17 protein-coding genes and 1 tRNA gene are annotated in these 19,385 nt (G+C 36.2%); 13 read left to right on the top strand and 5 right to left on the bottom strand.

The window, feature by feature from the left end; genetic code table 11:
- The 4 genes from Q0W25_RS07570 to Q0W25_RS07555 all read left to right on the top strand — a co-directional run.
- Positions 1–1,938, top strand: a 1,938-nt coding sequence (locus Q0W25_RS07570; RefSeq protein WP_298520827.1) for an elongation factor EF-2, incomplete at its 5' end; no start/stop codon positions are given.
- A 147-nt stretch (positions 1,939–2,085) separates the two neighbouring features.
- Positions 2,086–3,327, top strand: a complete 1,242-nt coding sequence (gene tuf, locus Q0W25_RS07565) for a translation elongation factor EF-1 subunit alpha (RefSeq protein WP_298520824.1) — start codon at positions 2,086–2,088, stop codon at positions 3,325–3,327.
- A gap of 65 nt (positions 3,328–3,392) precedes the next feature.
- Positions 3,393–3,701 (top strand): 30S ribosomal protein S10, encoded by a 309-nt coding sequence (gene rpsJ, locus Q0W25_RS07560; protein ID WP_292790777.1) that lies wholly within the window; start codon positions 3,393–3,395, stop codon positions 3,699–3,701.
- Positions 3,702–3,738: 37 nt separating this feature from the next.
- Positions 3,739–3,822, top strand: a tRNA-Ser gene (locus Q0W25_RS07555).
- Between the two features lie 20 nt (positions 3,823–3,842).
- On the opposite strand, the gene cobK is transcribed toward Q0W25_RS07555, so the two are convergent.
- The 3 genes from cobK to Q0W25_RS07540 are packed head-to-tail and all read right to left on the bottom strand — an operon-like array spanning position 3,843 to position 7,448.
- Positions 3,843–4,628, bottom strand: a complete 786-nt coding sequence (gene cobK / locus Q0W25_RS07550) for a precorrin-6A reductase (RefSeq protein WP_298520821.1) — start codon at positions 4,626–4,628, stop codon at positions 3,843–3,845.
- Complete coding sequence (locus Q0W25_RS07545) at positions 4,625–7,054, bottom strand: calcium-translocating P-type ATPase, PMCA-type (RefSeq protein WP_298520818.1); 2,430 nt, start codon at positions 7,052–7,054, stop codon at positions 4,625–4,627. Before Q0W25_RS07545 ends, cobK begins: the two co-directional genes overlap by 4 nt.
- Before the next feature lie 4 nt (positions 7,055–7,058).
- Positions 7,059–7,448, bottom strand: a complete 390-nt coding sequence (locus Q0W25_RS07540) for a UPF0146 family protein (RefSeq protein WP_298520816.1) — start codon at positions 7,446–7,448, stop codon at positions 7,059–7,061.
- Between the two features lie 135 nt (positions 7,449–7,583).
- Here Q0W25_RS07540 and Q0W25_RS07535 point away from each other — a divergent pair, with 135 nt between their 5' ends.
- Both Q0W25_RS07535 and rimI read left to right on the top strand, forming a co-directional pair.
- Positions 7,584–9,059, top strand: coding sequence for an AAA family ATPase (locus Q0W25_RS07535; RefSeq protein ID WP_298520813.1), 1,476 nt, complete (start codon positions 7,584–7,586; stop codon positions 9,057–9,059).
- 48 nt (positions 9,060–9,107) lie between these two features.
- Positions 9,108–9,563: a ribosomal protein S18-alanine N-acetyltransferase gene (rimI, locus tag Q0W25_RS07530; RefSeq protein ID WP_298520811.1), complete on the top strand. Its 456-nt coding sequence runs from the start codon at positions 9,108–9,110 to the stop codon at positions 9,561–9,563.
- On the opposite strand, the gene Q0W25_RS07525 is transcribed toward rimI, so the two are convergent.
- Positions 9,534–10,049, bottom strand: coding sequence for a zinc ribbon domain-containing protein (locus Q0W25_RS07525; RefSeq protein WP_297827990.1), 516 nt, complete (start codon positions 10,047–10,049; stop codon positions 9,534–9,536). The two genes, rimI and Q0W25_RS07525, sit on opposite strands and share 30 nt — an antisense overlap.
- Before the next feature lie 115 nt (positions 10,050–10,164).
- Between Q0W25_RS07525 and Q0W25_RS07520 the strand changes: the two genes are divergently transcribed.
- Both Q0W25_RS07520 and prf1 read left to right on the top strand, forming a co-directional pair.
- Entirely contained in the window at positions 10,165–11,133 is a 969-nt protein-coding gene (locus Q0W25_RS07520) for a hypothetical protein (RefSeq protein WP_298520807.1), read from the top strand.
- A gap of 75 nt (positions 11,134–11,208) precedes the next feature.
- Complete coding sequence (prf1, locus tag Q0W25_RS07515; protein ID WP_298520804.1) at positions 11,209–12,453, top strand: peptide chain release factor aRF-1; 1,245 nt, start codon at positions 11,209–11,211, stop codon at positions 12,451–12,453.
- On the opposite strand, the gene Q0W25_RS07510 is transcribed toward prf1, so the two are convergent.
- Positions 12,438–12,683 (bottom strand): hypothetical protein, encoded by a 246-nt coding sequence (locus Q0W25_RS07510; RefSeq protein WP_297827984.1) that lies wholly within the window; start codon positions 12,681–12,683, stop codon positions 12,438–12,440. The genes prf1 and Q0W25_RS07510 overlap by 16 nt on opposite strands.
- A 496-nt stretch (positions 12,684–13,179) precedes the next feature.
- On the opposite strand from Q0W25_RS07510, the gene gdhA reads away from it, so the two are divergent.
- The 5 genes from gdhA to mtrA all read left to right on the top strand — a co-directional run bounded on the left by gdhA (position 13,180) and on the right by mtrA (position 19,269).
- Positions 13,180–14,514 (top strand): NADP-specific glutamate dehydrogenase, encoded by a 1,335-nt coding sequence (gdhA, locus tag Q0W25_RS07505; protein WP_298520801.1) that lies wholly within the window; start codon positions 13,180–13,182, stop codon positions 14,512–14,514.
- Positions 14,515–14,804: 290 nt separating this feature from the next.
- Positions 14,805–17,168: a right-handed parallel beta-helix repeat-containing protein gene (locus Q0W25_RS07500; RefSeq protein WP_298520798.1), complete on the top strand. Its 2,364-nt coding sequence runs from the start codon at positions 14,805–14,807 to the stop codon at positions 17,166–17,168.
- A 441-nt stretch (positions 17,169–17,609) separates the two neighbouring features.
- A complete protein-coding gene (locus tag Q0W25_RS07495) occupies positions 17,610–18,008 on the top strand; it encodes a PaaI family thioesterase (protein ID WP_298520795.1) in 399 nt (132 codons plus the stop codon).
- A 327-nt stretch (positions 18,009–18,335) separates the two neighbouring features.
- Positions 18,336–18,626, top strand: a complete 291-nt coding sequence (locus Q0W25_RS07490) for a hypothetical protein (RefSeq protein ID WP_297828244.1) — start codon at positions 18,336–18,338, stop codon at positions 18,624–18,626.
- A 70-nt stretch (positions 18,627–18,696) separates the two neighbouring features.
- The gene (gene mtrA, locus Q0W25_RS07485; protein ID WP_298520791.1) at positions 18,697–19,269 is read left to right on the top strand and encodes a tetrahydromethanopterin S-methyltransferase subunit A; all 573 of its coding nucleotides are present in this window, start codon (positions 18,697–18,699) and stop codon (positions 19,267–19,269) included.
- The last annotated feature ends 116 nt before the right edge of the window (positions 19,270–19,385 follow it).

The raw sequence follows: 19,385 nt of genomic DNA, 5'->3' as shown, positions 1-19,385 counted from the left end.
TTAATCAACTTAATCGATACCCCTGGTCACGTTGACTTTGGTGGGGACGTAACTCGTGCTATGAGAGCTGTAGACGGTGCAGTAGTTGTAGTTTGTGCTGTTGAAGGTATCATGCCTCAAACCGAAACTGTATTCAGACAAGCATTAAAAGAAAACGTTAAACCTGTATTGTTCATTAACAAAGTTGACAGATTAATCAACGAGTTAAAATTAGAACCTGAAGAGTTACAAAACAGATTCATCAAAATCTTCATGGAAGCTAACAAATTAATCAAAAACATGGCTCCTGAAGACAAAAAAGATGAATGGGCATTAGATTTCACTGATGGTAGTGTAGCATTCGGTTCAGCATACCACAATTGGGCTATCAACGTTCCAACCATGCAAGAAACTGGAATCAACTTCAAACATATTATTGATTACTGTAACGCTGACAATGAAAGAGAATTAGCTCAAAAAGTACCTTTATCTGATGTATTATTAGGTATGGTAGTTGAACACTTACCTTCTCCTAAAGAAGCTCAAGTTTACAGAGTACCTAACATCTGGGACGGAGACATCGATTCTCCTGCTGGTGAATGTATGGTAAACACTTCTCCTGACGGACCTTTAGCAGTAATGGTTACCAACGTATCTGTAGATAAACACGCTGGTGAAATCGCTACTGGTAGGGTATACGGAGGAGCTATTGAAAAAGGTACTGAAGTCTACATGGTAGGTTCTCACGGTAAATCCAGAGTACAACAAGTAGGTGTATACTTCGGTCCTGAAAGAGTTAACACCGATAAGGTACCTGCCGGTAACATTGTATATATTGCTGGTGCAAAAGGTGCTATTGCTGGTGAAACCTTATGTTCTCCTGAAGATAAGATTAAAGAATTCGAAGGATTAGAACACATCTCTGAACCTGTAGTTACTGTAGCTGTAGAAGCTAAAAATACTAAAGACTTACCTAAATTGATTGAAGTGTTAAGACAAACCGGTAAAGAAGATCCAACCGTTAAAATCGAAATTAACGAAGAAACCGGTGAACATTTAGTATCAGGTATGGGAGAACTTCACTTAGAAGTTATCGGATACAGAATTAAAGAGAAAGGTGTTGACATTGTCACTTCCGAACCTATTGTAGTATACAGAGAAACTGTAAGAAAACTTTCACCACAAGTTGAAGGTAAATCTCCAAACAAACACAACAGATTCTATATCACTGTTGAACCTCTTGAACAAGAGCTTTACAACGCTATTCAAGAAGGAGATATTAAAGAAGGTAGAGTTAAAGGTAAAGAATCAGCTAATGACTTTATGGAATTCGGTTTAGATAAAGAAGAAGCTAGAAGAGTTTGGGCTGTACACAACAGAAGCTTATTCATCAACATGACTCGTGGTATCCAATACTTGGATGAAGTTAAAGAGTTATTACTTGAAGGATTTGAATCCGCTTTAGAAAACGGTCCTTTAGGAAACGAAATTTCCATGGGATTAAAATTCAAACTCCACGATGCAAAACTTCACGAAGACGCAGTTCACAGAGGACCTGCACAAGTATTGCCTGCAATCAGAAATGCTATCTTAGGTTCCATGATGTTAGCAGAACCTGCTTTACTCGAACCTATGCAAAAAGTAGTTATTGATACTCCTAACGATTATATGGGTTCATGTACTCGTGAGATTCAAAACAGAAGAGGTCAAATTGTCAACATGGGTCAAGAAACCGGTGACATGGCTAGAATTGAATCCAAAGTACCTGTAGCTGAAATGTTCGGTTTCGCTGGTGATATCAGATCTGCTGCTGAAGGTAGATGTTTATGGTCTACTGAAATTGCTGGATTTGAACCACTCCCACGTGAGATGCAAAATCAAATCGTAAGGGAAATCAGACAAAGAAAAGGCTTATCTGCAGAACCATTCCCTGCAAGCCACTACTTAGGTGATTTATAAAATTAAAATTTATTTTTAATTTTTTATATTTTTTTATTAAAATTTCATAAAAAAAACATATCTATTTATATGTTAAAATATAAATTAAATTTAAGCTATCATTTAAGCTTATAGATATTTGTTAATATTACAAAAGAGGTTATTATAATGGCAAAAGAAAAAGAACATATTAACTTAGCATTTATTGGACACGTTGACCACGGAAAATCCACTTTAGTTGGACACTTATTATTAAAAGCTGGTGCAATCGCTGAACAACAATTAGACGAAGGTGAAGACAAATTCAGATTTGTTATGGACAAATTAGGAGAAGAAAGAGAAAGAGGAGTAACTATCGACTTAGCTCACCAAAAATTCTCCACCAACAAATACGACTACACTGTTGTAGACTGTCCTGGACACAGAGACTTCGTTAAAAACATGATCACTGGTGCATCCCAAGCTGACGCAGCTGTTTTAGTAGTAGCTGCTAACGACGGTGTAATGCCTCAAACCAAAGAACACATGTTCTTATCCATGACTTTAGGTATCAAACAATTAATCATTGCTGTTAACAAAATGGATATGGTTGATTACAGCGAAGACAAATTCAACGAAGTAAAAGAAGAAGTAGGTACTTTACTCAAATCTATTGGTAGAGACCCAGCAACCACTCCTTTCATCCCAATGTCTGCATTTGAAGGAGACAACATCAAAGAAAAAAGTGACAACATGACCTGGTACAAAGGCGACGCTCTCATGACCGAGTTAGACAAATTAACTCCACCTGAAAAACCTGTCGACTTACCATTAAGAATTCCTATTCAAGACGTTTACTCCATTACTGGTGTAGGAACCGTACCTGTAGGAAGAGTTGAAACCGGTATCATGAAAAAAGGTGAAAACGTTATCTTTGAACCTGCTGGAGTTTCCGGTGAAGTAAAATCTATCGAAATGCACCACGAAACATTCCCTGAAGCTGAACCTGGTGACAACATCGGATTCAACGTAAGAGGTGTAGGTAAAAACGATATCAGAAGAGGAGACGTAGCTGGACACACTTCTGATGCTCCTACTGTAGCTAAAGAATTTACTGCACAAGTTGTTGTATTACAACACCCTGGTGTAATCACCGTTGGATACACCCCTGTATTCCACTGTCACACCTCACAAACTGCATGTACTTTCTTAGAATTAACTTCTAAATTAGACCCTGCAACCGGTCAACCTCAAGCTGACAAACCTGACTTCATCAAAACTGGTGACGCAGCTATTGTACAAATCAAACCTACCAAACCAATGGTTATGGAAGAAGCTAAAAACATTCCACCTATGGGTAGATTTGCTATCAGAGATATGGGTCAAACTGTTGCAGCTGGTTTATGTCTCAAAGTTACCGCAGCAAAATAAGTTTGTAAACAATAACTAGAAAGTATTTTTATACTTTCTTTCTTTTTGTTTTTGGAGGAAAATAAATGAATCAAGCAAGAATTAAGCTTACTGGAACCGACCCAGAAAAATTAGCATACGTATGTGATCAACTTAAAAAAATCGCTGAAAGAACTGGTGTCGACTTATCCGGTCCTATTCCATTACCAACTAAAAGATTAGTTGTACCAACAAGAAAATCTCCAGATGGAGAAGGTAAAGCTTCTTGGGAAAAATGGGAACTCAGGATCCACAAACGTTTAATCGGTATTGGAGCTGATGAACGTGCAATGAGACAAGTAATGAAAGTCAACGTTCCTGATAATGTAAGTATTGAAATTGAACTTAAAGGATAAATATTTAGATTCCTTTTCTAAATATTCCTTTTCATATGCCGAGATAGTCTAGTCTGGTAAGGCGCAGGACTTGAAATCCTGTGAGGTAACCCTCGCCTGGGTTCAAATCCCAGTCTCGGCGTTTATTTATATCTATTTTTTTTAAAAAAAGTTTTTTAGTTTAATATCCAATTCATCTAAATCGGATATTACATCGTTTTTATTCAAGTTATCTATTTCTGGCCTTTGTATCATCACTACGGCAATATTCTTTTCATTTGCAGCCTGGATTTTATCAATCACCCCACCTATTTCTCCGCTTTCTTTGGTTATCATAACGCAGGCGTCGTATTTTTCAATAAGGGTGATGTTTTCCTGTGTGCTTGCAGCGCCGTTCATGGAGATGATGTGGTCCGGTGAGATATTCAGTCTTTCACATTTTTTTATGGAGCTTTCAACTTTAAGGATTCTTGGATAGAACCTCTCTGGTGAAACGTATTTCAGGATATCCTCCATGGTGTTGGCTCCTGCAAAATGCAGCACGTTTCCTTGATTGAATTTTTCAGTTATTAACTTTCCTGCATTGTCAAATGATTTAACATAATGGATGTTGGATGTGTCTATGTTTTCAAGGTTGGTGGTAGGTCTCTCAAAGCGGATATATGGTATTTTTAATTGATTTGTAACGTCGATAATTGTCTGGGTGATGTGGCTTGCAAACGGATGGGTTGCATCAATCACCAAATCAAAATGATTTTCGCCCAATATTGCCATTATCTCATCTTTGGGAAGAGGTTTTGCAATTGTTTTGTCACTTCCTCCCTCACGGGCAAGCTTTGCACCGTATTCTGTTGTGGTTGTAGTCAATATGAATGCGTCATAGTCTTTTTTTATGTGTTCTATGATATTGATTGAATCTTTTGTCCCGCCTAATAGAAATATGTTCATTGTATCACCCTATTCATTATTTTCTCTGCAATGATTATTGTTGATGCCACAATCATAATCAGTATCCATTCAGCCAAATCGATTGATGTTGTTCTAAAGATCAGCTGGAGTTGCGGCAAGTATATTATCAGCACTTGGAGTATGAATGATAGGATTATTCCCATATACAAATATTTGCTTGAAGTGTCTGAGTTGGATTTTCCATTGTATGCGTTAAATAACTGGTATATCACGAATAATGTGAATGCGACGGTCATTGCCTTTTTTGTTGGGATTCCTGTAGACAGTTTATAGGAATAAACACATATTGTTCCAAGAGCCATGACAAGTCCTGACAGGAATATCTTAAGCAATGTGCTTTTTGTTAAAATGTCTCCTGTTTCGGGAGGGCGTTCCATAAGATTCTTTTCTGCCCCTTCCATTCCCAATGTCTGTGCGGGAGGTCCGTCCATAACGATGTTCAACCATAACAGCTGAACAGGATTAAACGGTATTGGCAGTGAAAGGAGGGATGTTCCAACTATTGTTAAGATGGCCCCTACATTTGTGGATACCTGGAATTTGACAAATCTTTTGATGTTATCATAGATTTTCCTTCCCTCTTCAATAGCCTTGACTATTGTTGAGAAATTGTTGTCTTGTAGAATCATGTCTGCGGATTCTTTTGCAACATCGGTACCGTTACCCATTGCCACTCCAATGGATGCTTTTTTAAGTGCGGGAGCATCATTGATTCCATCACCGGTCATTGCAACGATATTGTCCAATTGTTTCAATGCTTCGACAATTCTCATCTTCTGCACAGGTTTTACTCTGGCATAAACCTGAATATCGGGGGCAATGGCCAGATACTCGTCGTCACTCAAGTCGTTTAATTCTGCGCCTGTTATTATTCTTCCGTCGGTCAAAATTCCTAAGTGCTTTGCAATGGCGCAGGCAGTTTTTTCATGATCTCCAGTAATCATCACTACTTTTATTCCTGCTTTGATGCAGTCTTCAACAGCCTTTTTGGCGCTGTCTCTTGGAGGGTCTATTAAACCCAGCAATCCTGTAAAAATCAAATCTTCTTCAGGTGGATTTTCATCATAATCCTTGTATGCAAAACCGATTACCCTCAATGCTTTCCCACTCATTTCCCCAATTTTTTTGGATAGCATTTCCTTGGTTTTATCATCAATTATTTCAATAGTTCCATCATTATCTATGTATTTGCATTTATCTATAATTAATTCTGGAGCACCTTTGGTTAAAACAATATCTTTTTGATTGTCTAGTCTATGTATAGTAGTCATCATTTTACGATTACTGTCAAATGGGATTTCATCGACCCTTTCATAATTAATTTTTGAATCTTTGCAGAACTTCAGGATTGCTCCATCAGTTTGGTCTCCGATTACTTCTCCATCATTGATTACTGCATTATTGCATAAATTACCAATAAGAAGAGTTTTATCCTTGTTTGTGTAAAAACTATCGACTACAGTCATTTTGTTTTCAGTCAGGGTACCTGTTTTATCACTGCATATTACAGTACATGACCCAAGTGTTTCTACGGAAAGAAGTTTTTTTACGATGGCGTTGGATCTTGCCATTTCCTGCATGCCTAATGCAAGGGTCAGTGTCAAAACTGCAGGAAGGCCTTCCGGAATTGCGGCAACGGCAAGTGAAACTGCAGTCATGAATGTTTCAACCAATTCAGTTCCCTGCATCAATTCCAAAATGAAAATGGCAATACATACAACGATAGCTATTGCAGATAATATTTTTCCAAGTTTTCCAACCTTTTCCTTAAGTGGTGTTTCATCGCTTTCCTCCTGGACAATGTCGGCAATCTTACCGATTTCAGTATCCATTCCTATTTTTTTAACGACACCTATGGCGTGGCCTGAAAGCACGCTGGAATCCATATAAACATCATCATTAGCTTCTTTTAAAACGCTCTCTGATTCTCCTGTCAGGTATGATTCATCACAGCTCAGGTTTTTAGCTTCAATCAATGTCAAATCAGCAGGGGATTTGTTTCCTTCTTCAAGAATCACGATATCTCCAACAGTCAATAGTTTCGAATCGATTTCTTCAACATGATTTTCACGTTTAACGATAGCCCTTTTAACCATCATGCTTTTGAGAGTTTCAACCGCTTTTTGAGATCGGTATTCCTGGATGAAGCCCAGTATGGTATTCAGCAATACTGCAAGTATGATTACGCAGGCGTCTATTACGTCCCCAATTGCATAAGCTGCAATCGCTGCAATTAAAAGAAGAGCAATCAGGATATCTACGAATTGGGATAGAAACAGCATGTAAACTGGAGTTGGCTTTTTCTCTTCAAGCTCGTTTAAGCCGTAAATTTCCTGTCTTTTTATGACTTCCTGTGAGCTCAATCCATCGATAGATGTTTTATATTTGGTCAATATGTCTTTCATAACATCACTTTAATATGTAGAAACTTGCTTTGTTGTAGTTTTTCAGTTCCATTCTCACTCTTGGAGTATTCAGGTCCTCCCCAGTCAGGGGCTTTATAATCAGTTCGGCATCAATTTCTTTAGCCAAATTCACAAGATGTGGCTGAAGCTCGCTTGGGGGTCTGATGGAATAAATTAGGTCCACATTTTCGTACAATTCAAGGTTGGGATTTGTGATATCGTCTTTAATGATGCTTTCATCATTGGGATTGATATCTGTTTTAATCAGTGTGATATTTTCCTTTGATTCCAGCATTTTAGAGATCTTATCAAACTTTCCAACAGCAATTTCTGCAATTGTGACCTTTTTGTCCCCAACTTCGCTAAGGATATATTCTCCAAAATCTTGCCACATTTTTCTAACTCCTTAAACTAAATTTTATTTAATTAAAATTATTAAATATATCCTTTTGGCTTCAAATTTAAACACAATTTATATTTATTATAGTTTAATAAATAAGATTATTGGAATTAAATTTTTGGTATTCGTATGATTGAGTGGACTATCTGTAAAAATTGCAAAAATGTAGTGGATAATACAAGCGGCACATGTCCGCTGTGTGGCGGGGAAGTTGAAAAGTATCAGATTGATTATATAAAAAACTATTTCAACAGCTTGCTGTTCGTAACAAGGACAATCAGCACTCTAAAGGATTTTTCCCCATCACTTAAGGATATCAACATTGAAAGCGTCATTTTTGATGATCTGTTCAAATGGTTTAGCTATTTGGGATTGGGTGATGATAAAATCACTGAAAACGAATTGGAATTTATCAATTCCCTTTTGGATACCACTTACTGTGAAGAGGATATCTTGAATTTAAGCAATATAGAACTCGGCGACGGGCTTCTGCCATCTGTTGAATATGCCTGTGAAATAGATGAGTTTTCAAGCGAATTTGGAATATATGAGTCTCTTCGTGACAACTTATTTGAATGCTTCAGGATATGCGGAGGACTTTTTGTATTTGTTGATGGAACAGACATTGATGATGCAGTATTGACCAGATACAACGAGTTCATTGCCGATTTGAAAAACCGGCTGAACATAGATTCACCGGTCGATTTGATGAACGAGACCACAAACAGATTTTTAAACGGTATCAAATCCGAAGATAAGGAGACTGAAAGCGAAAGTTCTGGCGAGGATATAAAAAAGCTGGATGACTATCTTGAGGAACTCAATAAGCTGGTAGGTCTTGAAAAGGTAAAAAAGGATGTCAATTCACTAATCAATTTAGTTCAGATAAGGAAATTGAGGCAGGACAGGGGCATCAAGCAGCCGCCAATGAGTCTTCATCTGGTATTTTCCGGAAATCCCGGAACGGGGAAAACCACTGTGGCCCGTTTGCTGTCAGAGATTTATCACGAAATAGGTTTGCTTTCAAAGGGACATCTTGTTGAAACTGACAGATCAGGTCTTGTCGGAGGATATGTTGGCCAGACTGCACTCAAAACACAAGAGGTTATCCAGAGCGCAATGGGTGGAATCCTATTCATCGATGAAGCTTACTCACTTGCCCAGGCAAGCGAAAACGATTATGGAAAGGAAGCCATCGACACAATCTTGAAGGCTATGGAAGACAATCGTGATGACTTCATTGTCATTGTAGCGGGATATCCTGAGCTGATGGACAGGTTCCTTCATTCAAATCCTGGACTTGAATCAAGATTCAACAAATTCATTTATTTTGAAGACTACAATGCATGGGAATTATATGAAATTTTCTGGCTGATGTGCGATGAAGCCAACCTTACGATGGATAAGGCCGGTGATGAATACATAAAGCAGTACTTCGAGCTGATGTATGAGCACAAATCCAGCAATTTTGCCAATGGACGTGCAGTCCGTAACTTCTTTGAAGAGGTGATAACCGCACAGGCAAACAGGTTGGCCCCTCAAAGTGAAATCACCGATGAGGAATTGAATACGTTAGTCTATGAAGATTTTTTAATTGAAGAATAAATGCTTTAGTTAATATTAAATAGATGTTAGTGTAAATTATTTTTTAGTATGTTAGTTAGAAAGTTTGTTCCAAAAGACTTAAAGAGAGTTTATGAAATTGAAAACATGTCATTCGACCAGTCATATGGAATAAACATGTTTCAGCAGCTGTATGAAATGGGCATCGGATTTTTGGTCGCTGAGGAAGACGGTTACGTAGTAGGATATGTAATGTTTTGGATAAAATACGAAAATCAGGGCCACATCATCTCAATAGCTGTTGATAAGAATTATCGCAGGTTGGGTGCAGGAACCCAGCTGCTTGTTAAAGCCATCGCAATTTTGTCTCTGCTCAATATCGATACAATTTATCTTGAAGTCCGAGAGAGCAATGACGGCGCCGTTAAGTTTTATGAGCAGTTTCATTTTAAAAAAGATAGGGTCGTGCCGGGATACTATGATTCCGGCGAAGGAGCAATAATAATGTATCTGCCTTTAAAGAAGGGTAGAGTTTCCAGCCAGTAATTGCTTGTATTCTGCAATAACTTCCGGAGGAATGGCTCCTGTTGAATACAGTATTGCAATGAGGGCAATGTAGAATAGGATAATCGCCAATTGGATGTAGCCATGTTTTTTAGCGTTTCTGTCCTTTCTGGTAATGAGATAAACAGCTATTATCAATCCGATTATGCTTCCAAGAATTGAAAAGAAGTATCCTAAATAAATTATGAGTTTGCTTGTTTGTGAATGATTAGAATTAGTTACTTTTTTGATGTTTCCTGTATTGATTATTACCTGATTTGTTGAGTTCGGATTTTTTTCAAACTGATTTTTAAATAATAATGGTGTTCCGCATTTGACGCAGAAATCAGCTTCATCAGGATTCTGGTATCCGCATAATGGGCATAACATTGCATTTTTGTCGATTTTAGGATATTCATAACCACATTTTATGCAAAAACCGTATATATCATCATTTGTGCTACCGCATTGAGGGCATCTTCTAATCATAATATCACTTATTTTATTAATTTAACTCTAATTAATTAATAAAGATTTTGATTAGCTGATAATTTAATATATTGTAATGTCAAAAGTATATTTATAATACTGCGATTTGTTGGCTATGATTGAAAAGATTGAAATTACTCAAAGATTTAATTTTAAAAGGCTTAATCGCCACTATGAATGCTTCACGATTGATTTTGTTAATGGTATGGCATATTACAAAATTTCTGAAAGGGGCAGTGGGGATAAGTTCCTGCAGGAAAACAGCATCTGTGATGATTCATGGATTGATATCCTAGTTGATTTGCGACGCAAAATGACCAGTGAAATACGTAAATTCGACAATAAACAATCTGAAGAGTTTCTTTTCAATTTTAAAAGTTTGAATTTATTTCAAGACTACGAATCTGAGGACTTTTCTTATTTTGAAAAGCTTGAACTGATTTATTCATGCATTGTAATCATATATTCGACAGACGGTTTTGAGGAATACTCCTTCAAGAACAATTTTCCAGACAATTGGATGGAATTTGGAGAGTTTTTGAAGGAATTTTTCGGTTTCGATGTCCTGCATCTGAATCATCAAAAGCATCTGGCCACTCCATTGTATTATGGCATTAAAAAGGATGGCGTTTACTTGGATGGTGAGAAATTGGCACTTAAAACAATCGAATTCGGACATTACCGGTGCCACCCTTATGAATTGCCTCACCCAAGGCTGATTGTTGATTTTCCAAAAAGGGTCGTTCAGGGTTACATCGAAAGGGAGCTCACAAGCGATGATGAAAATCTAATCCTGGACCTTCTTGAAAGGTATCATGTTTACCTATGGACTCAGGATGAGTATCATCAAAAATCCAAAAATCATGATCCGGATGATTTGGAAGGATATGACTGGTATCTTGAAATCGTCTTTGAAGGCGATGTGATATGGCATCTATTCGGATACAATGACTATCCTGATACCTATGTTCATCTGGCTCGTGAAGTGATGGAAATCACACAAATGGATTTGCTTGAGATAGGCACAATCGATGGAAAGGATATTAAATTATTTGAAAGATATGGAAATCCGAAATTAGACTGATTTTTTCATTAATTATTTATATTTAAAAAAAGATATCTATTACTATTATATTAATTTAATTTTTATAGGGATAACATGGCTGAAGTATCATCAAAAGAATTATATGAATTTAAAAAAACATTAAAGGAATTGGCAAGTAAAAGAGGCAGAGGTACTGAGCTTGTTTCCGTTTACATTCCCCCAACTAAACAATTGAGTGATGTTGGTAAGCACATGAGAGATGAAATGGGTCAGAGTGCTAACATTAAGAGTAAACAAACAAGGAAAAATGTACAGTCTGCAATCGCGGTAATTTTAGAAAGCATTAAATTATACAGACAACCTCCTGAAACAGGTTTGGTATTGTTTGTGGGAATGATTCCTAAAGGCGGTCCTGGAACTGAAAAAATGGAAAAGTACATCATCGAACCGCCTGAACCGGTCACCACTTACTGGTACAAATGTAACAACGAATTTTTCCTAGAGCCTTTGGAATACATGATTGAAGAGCGTGACGTTTACGGTGTTGCGGTAATTGACAGAAATGAAGCTACATATGCTACTTTGAAAGGTAAAAAGGAAACAATTCTCGGCCATTTGACTAGTGGTGTTCCTGGAAAGCATAAGGCAGGGGGTCAATCACAAAGAAGGTTTGACCGTGTAATTGAAGATTTGGCTCACCAATTCTTAAAACGTATTGGAGATCACATGAACGAAGCATTCCTTCCGCATAAGGATGACCTTAAAGGTATTATTCTTGGTGGACCTGGTTTTACTAAAAAGGATTTCTATGAAGGGGATTACCTTCAATATGAACTCAAGGACAAGGTCATGTCCATAGTGGATACTTCCTACACCGGTGAAGAGGGTATCCGTGAGGTCATCGCAAAATCAGCTGATGATTTGGCAAACCTTGATGTAATGCAGGAAAAAAAGCTTGTTCAAAGATTCATTCAGGAATTAAGAAAGGATAAGGGTCTTTACTCCTACGGTGAAGACGAAGTTAGGAACAACTTGATAATGGGTGCAGTCGACATATTGCTTTTATCCGAAGACTTGACAAGCATGCGCAAGACATTCACATGTCCTAGCTGCGGAACACAAGAAGAATTCACAGTCAAAACTCAGGCTGAAGCCGATAAGATCGAAGAGAGATGTCCAAACTGCAATGAACTTTTAAAAGAAACAGATTCTATTGATTTGGCTGATGAATTTGTAGAAAAAGCTGAAGAAATGAATACTGATGTTGAATTCATCTCCACTGAAACTGAAGAGGGTATGCAGCTATTCCGGGCGTTTGGTGGAATCGGTGCAATTCTAAGGTATTATGTTGAATATTGATAAGTCGGATACTTATTGATATTACTTTTTTTATTTTGTTTTTTTGAGTAGTAGAACGGCTTCAATCCTTCTTCTGCACGTATTTTATTTATTATTCTAAAAAATATCTGTTTATCTATTTCTATTTCTCCATTCAATTCCCTATAAAGTGAATACATGCATCTGTTCTTGTGCAGGTAAGTCTCTTTCAGAGCTTCGTATTGTGATTTGGAAATTTTTGTCACTTTCATTTTATCACTTTGGCCATAAAAATAAAAATTTCATAGAACTTTGTAGAGTAATTTGTTAATTATGGTATATATAATAATATTGTTTTTCTAAATCCATATAATTTTGTCTAAAAATTATGGGTTTTGCATTGCTTTTGTTTTAAATTTCATTCAAAAATGTCCGGATTTTTGTACAATTTGTTCTTCAAAGTTTCGGCATTTTTTGTTGGAAGATATTTTCCGACTTTGTACATCAATTAATACTTTTGATGGTCGATTGTAGATTAATCTATCAAAAGCTATATTTATTCTAATAATTTTTTTTATAAATATTGTAGTTTGTTTAAGAGATATATTAATTTTAATGAATAATATTCGATTATTCTTTTAAATATTGAAAAATATTTAAATATTAGAAGTTTCATATTATATATTATATTGTTAAATATATGCTGCAAGCCAGTTAAAATCTTGAAAATTTAATGATATTATTGAAATATAATTTGGAGGAATGTTTTTGTCATACGTAGACGAAGTAATTGAAACCATTATTGAACAAAACCCTTCAGAACCGGAATTCCATCAAGCTGTACGCGAAGTATTGGAATCCTTAAGGGTTGTAATCGAAGAAAACGAAGAAGAATACAGAAAAAATGCACTTCTTGAAAGATTGACCAATCCGGAAAGACAATTCAAATTCCGTGTCCCATGGGTAGACGACAACGGCCAAGTTCAAGTCAACACCGGTTACCGTGTACAATTCAACAGTGCAATCGGACCTTACAAAGGTGGTTTACGTTTCCACCCATCCGTAAATGTAGGTATTATTAAATTCTTAGGTTTCGAACAAATTTTCAAAAACTCCTTAACCGGCCTTCCAATCGGCGGAGGTAAAGGTGGATCTGACTTTGATCCTAAAGGAAAATCCGACAGAGAAATCATGGCATTCTGTCAAAGTTTCATGACTGAATTATGCAAATACATTGGTGCTGATACTGATGTGCCTGCTGGAGATATTGGAGTAGGCGGTCGCGAAATCGGTTACTTATTCGGTCAATACAAAAGAATCAGAGGATTATACGAAGGAGTATTAACTGGTAAAGGATTATCTTTCGGTGGTTCCTTAGCAAGAACTGAAGCTACCGGATATGGATTATTATACTTCACTAATGCAATGTTAAAAGCAAACGATATTGATATCGCAGGAAAAACCATTGTGGTATCAGGTGCAGGTAACGTGGCAACTTACGCAATCCAAAAAGCTCAACAATTAGGTGGAAAAGTTGTAACCTGTTCCGATTCAAGCGGTTGGATTTATGATCCTGAAGGAATCGATGTTGAATTGCTAAAAGAAGTAAAAGAAGTAAGACGTGAAAGATTAACTGCATACGCTGAAGCAAGACCATCCGCTGAATACCATGAAGGAAAAGGCGTATGGACCATTAAATGTGACATCGCTTTACCATGCGCTACCCAAAACGAATTGCAATTAGAAGACGCTAAAATCTTGGTTGAAAATGGCGTAATTGCTGTTGCTGAAGGAGCAAACATGCCAACAACCATTGAAGCAACTGAATACCTCCAGGAAAATGGCGTATTATTCGCACCAGGTAAAGCATCCAATGCTGGTGGAGTAGCTACTTCCGCTTTAGAAATGTCTCAAAACTCAGAAAGATTATCATGGACTTTCGAAGAAGTTGACAGCAGACTCCAAACCATTATGGAAACTATTTTCGAAAATGCTGCAGCTGCTGCTGAAGAATACGGCATGGACAAAAACTATGTTGCAGGAGCAAACATTGCAGGATTCAAAAAAGTAGTTGACGCTATGAACGCACAAGGAATTGTGTAAATTTATTTTTAAGAGTTTTTAACTCTTCTTTTTTTATTTATTTTATTTTCATTTAGTTATATTGTAATTTTATTGACAATCATTTTATATCAATTTCATATGAAAAATAGGCCAGTTTATAAATATCAGTTTACCGGCTCTCTTATCTTCATTTCAGTTATATATAAATATATTTATTGATAGAATTTTAAACATATTTTGAATGTTTTAGACAAAAACAAGTGCACTATCGATTGTTCGTTTAAAATAAAACATTTTTATCAAAATATTATTCAAAGGAGAAGATGATTATGGAATTCAAAAAAAGCATGATCATTATAATGCTAGCTGTTTTTTTCATAAGCATTGCAAACGTCAGCGCCAGTGATGCCAATGAAACGGCAATAGCCACTGATCAAACAACAACAATAGAAATATTCCAAAATGAAGAAATAAGCCTAAACGATAACAATCAAGCTATTGGGCAATCAAATGATAAAGAAATAATAAGTCAGGCAAATACAGGAACATTCACTGACCTGCAAAATAATATCGCTGCAACATCACCAAACAGCACATTAGAACTGGACAGAAACTATGAATATAATGATGATTTTGATACAAAAGGAATCACAATCGATAGAACAATAACAATCGACGGAAAAGGACATACTATAGATGCCAAAGGTCAAGCAAGAGTATTCAACATACGGACAAGCGACGTAACAATTAAAAATCTGACTATTAAAAATGCCAACTATAATGGTGACGGTGGAGCAGTATATTTTGCCCAATCGGGTAGGGTGATAAATTGTAATTTTACTAACAACACTGCTTCTAATTATGGTGGTGCTATCAATTTTGAAGGTTCGGGTACTGTTAAAAATTGTAATTTTACTGATAACCATGCAACCGCTAGTAGTGGTGGTGCTATCTGGATTTATTCGGGTACTGTTGAAAATTGTAATTTTACTAATAACACTGCCACTTATGGTCACGGTGGTGCAGTTAACTTCTGTAGTAAGGGTAATGTGTCAAATTGTAATTTCAATAACAACCAAGCAACTATTGATGGTGGTGCTATCTGGATTCATGCGGGTACTGTTGAAAATTGTAATTTTACTAATAACACTGCTTCTAATGGGGGTGCGATTTATTTTATTGGGGGTTATGTTTGTAATGTGTCAAATTGTAATTTTCTTAAGAACTCCGCTAATTGGGGTGGAGCTATTTTAAGTTATTATATGTGGGCTGCTACTGCTGATACCTGTATTTTTAAAACAGATTCGGATTCTCATTATCAAGTACATATTCTTTCCCCTACTTTGAACGTTGATAATTTCACGGATGTTTTTAATTCTGGTAGGAAATTAACATTTGACTTAAAAACTAACAGCAGTATGCCAGTATATAATGGAAATATCTCAATAAGCGTATACTCTAATAATGAATGGGTGGGCAATTACAGCTGTTTAAGCGGTGAAGGATGGATTCCAGATTTGCCTGTAGGATTTTACATTGCTGTTTTCAACACTGAATATGAAGAGTTTCAACCAATCAATAGAACAATAAAAATAATACCTAACATTCCATATTATGTAAATGTGACCCCAGTCACAACCAACAACAAGATAGTAAACATCACTGCAAAATCCAATATCCCAAACGATATTATACAAGGTATATTACGGTTTATCTTGCCAAACGGCACTGAAATCAGTGCAAATTACACTGGTGGAATTTGGTGGGCAGTGCATACATTTGATGATTATGGGGACTATCAAGTCAATGCGTCATACACAGAATTAAGCAATGTAACAATCACCAATGCTACTATAAGCATCAGTAAAGCTTCCTTAAATCTCAATGCCACTTATAATGTCAGTGTTTTAGATGACGGTTTTGCCGTTAATATTATTATCAATTCTGACCCTGTAGTCAACGGCAATTTAACAATCAAGTTCAATGGAGGGGAATATCCTGCTGAATTGGTAAATGGTGTTGCTAACTTCACATCCAAGAAGGTATATTCAAAAACCTACAAGACAGATATCTTCTATCATGAATCTGACCAGTACTTGAACAGTTCAACCACCCTAAACGCTGTAGTCAAATCCACTAAGGTAACCCGGCTCAACACATTTACCTATTACTACTACAACACTGATATGGGTTCGGATTCCAAAAAGGGGATTTCAAAAATTAAGGTGATCGACGTTGATGGCAATCCAATCAAGAGCGGTGTTCTGACCATCAATTTCATGGACATGTACAGGCTGAAAGTCAGAACTGATGCCAGCGGAATTGCCGAGTTCACCAAGGCCTACAAACCGGGAACATACACCGTAATAGCCCAACACAACAACAAGACAACCAAATTGGGCAATCTGGTTATTAAAAGCGTTGTGAATTTGCCTAAACTTTCAAAAGTCAGCAAATCCGCAAAAACCACAACCATAAAAATAACCCTGAAAGGAACAGGTCCGATTAAAGGCAAAAGTGTCATTGTCACATTCATGAAAAAGCAATACACCATCAAAACAGACAAAAACGGCGTTGCACAATTCAAAGTGACTCAGAGTATGGTTTCAAAGCTCATTGCTGGTAAAACCTACAAAATCCGTGCAACCTACATGATGGACAGTGTGGCGCAGGGCATACAGATACTGAAATAGAATCAATTTCAAGTAACTCGCTTCTAGCAGTTACTTACTTTTTTTATTTTTTAGCCGGGAACATAAGTGTGAAAATATTCAAAGAACCGTTGATTTATTCCCTATTTCTTTCTTCTCACTTTGATTATACTGATTCATGATTGCGATTTTCTCTTGACGGTTGGGTTTTTCAGGTTAATTCTAATATTTCATATCCCTATCCTGAAAAATAGTTGGTGATTTTATTGTTAAATATTTCTTTTCTTAAATAATACTTTTATCTTAAGCAGTATTAAAAAATAGATTTAAATAGTGTAGTATCACATAATCCTCGCACAACGAATCGAATAGATTTCTTGTTACTTTTTTCTTTTTTACCATTTTTCAAGGAAATTCTATTCATTGTTTAAAATTCTATATATTTATTTAACATAATGAACAACTATTAATTAGGTAGATATTATGGCGAATTTCGAAACAGTTGAAAGTGCAAGAGAGTTTTTTTACAAGGATATGTTTGCAGTAAACACAGGAATTACACTGGACAGCCTAACTGAAGATGAGGCAGTCTGCAGTTTGGAATTAAAAGATGATCATAAAAACGCCTATGGCGGTGTGATGGGTGGTGTAATTTTCACATTGGCTGACTTTGCTTTTGCAGTCCTTTCAAATCAGATTCATCAATTGACAGTGGCCCAACAGGTCAGTATTAACTATTTGTCCGCTCCAAAAGGAGACAAATTGATTGCTGAGGCAACATGCAGAAAAAGCGGAAGGACTTCTTCTATCGTTATTGTAAATGTTTCAGACGATTTGGGCCGTGATGTTGCCCAATTTGTAGGAACAGGTTTTAAATTATAATTCAAGAGTTTTCACTAACTCTTAACCTACTATTTTTTTAATTCATTTTTTCAATCTTTTATGGGAATTTCATCACTAAATGGAATATATTTTTTACACAAATGTAATACTTTATATTGTATGAAATTATAATATATAATTGACTGATTAACAAGTCGTGAAAAAATTTGATTCAGGGTTGCACTGCCGTAACTCTGAATTTTTTTATGGAAGATTAATTGTTGCGAATATCAACATTTATTGGATTTATTCTATTTTTACCCCTTGAAAAGTGACAAAATACTTAAATATATTTTCTTTTTATAAATGATATTAAGAGGGATTATTATGCATGTTAAAGATGTTTTAGATGATTTGGGCATTAGAGTTAAATTGCCTCAGCATTGGTTTTCAACTGACATTGGTCAAGAGTTCGAAGAAGCCAAATTGATTCAAAATGATGAGATTATCAAATTTGAAGCTGAAAGCGGAGAAAATGTAAAAGTAGTAGTTATCGATATCAATGACGGAATGTCTGTCGTTACAAGATTTGCTGACGGTAAGGTGATTGGAGTCAAATATTTGAAAAACAAGGACGATTTTGAATATATCGGAAAGCCATCAGAACTTTACTTTTAGGATTATTTCAAAATTATTAAATATTACTTGAAATAAATTCATATTCATATTAATAAAGGAGGAAATAACAATGGCTGATAAAAAAGCTCCTGCAGATGGTTGGCCAGTAATCAGTGGAGACTATATTGTAGGAGATCCAGAAAGTCCAGTAGCTGTCACAACTTTAGCTTCCCACATTGAAGCCGAACTGTCCGGTGCAGCTATTGCAGGTCCATGTAAAACAGAAAACTTGGGAATAGAAAAAGTTGTCGCAAACATCATTTCAAACCCTAACATTCGTTTCCTGATATTGGCGGGCGCTGAAGTGCAAGGCCACATTACCGGTCAAAGTATCCAAGCATTATACGACAACGGTGCAGACCCTGATAAAAAGAAAATTATCGGAGCAACCGGAGCTATTCCTTTCGTAGAAAACGTTCCTCTCGACGGTATCGAAAGATTCCAACAACAATTAGAAATCATTGACCTAATCGATACTGAAGATATCGGAGCAATCCAATCAAAGATTAACGAATGTGTAGAAAAAGACCCTGGTGCTATCGAAGAGGATCCTATTGTCATGGAAGTTGATGAGGAAAATCAGAAGATGGTCATCGTATCCGAAGAAGAAAAAGACGAAGAAGAAGATGAAGAAGAAGCATGAGTTTTCTTCTACTTTTTATTTTTTTTAGGCTTATTTTTTAGGTTTGTTTTATTGCACCATTGGCATTGGTGATTTTTTGAAAATTTTATTTTTTGCATTTTTTTAAAAAATACAAA

Source organism: uncultured Methanobrevibacter sp. (genome assembly GCF_947166415.1).
In the GTDB taxonomy this organism is placed as follows: Archaea; Methanobacteriota; Methanobacteria; order Methanobacteriales; family Methanobacteriaceae; genus Methanocatella.
The sequence above is the reverse complement of the archived record's forward strand: the minus strand, read 5'-3'. Positions and strand labels throughout refer to the sequence as shown.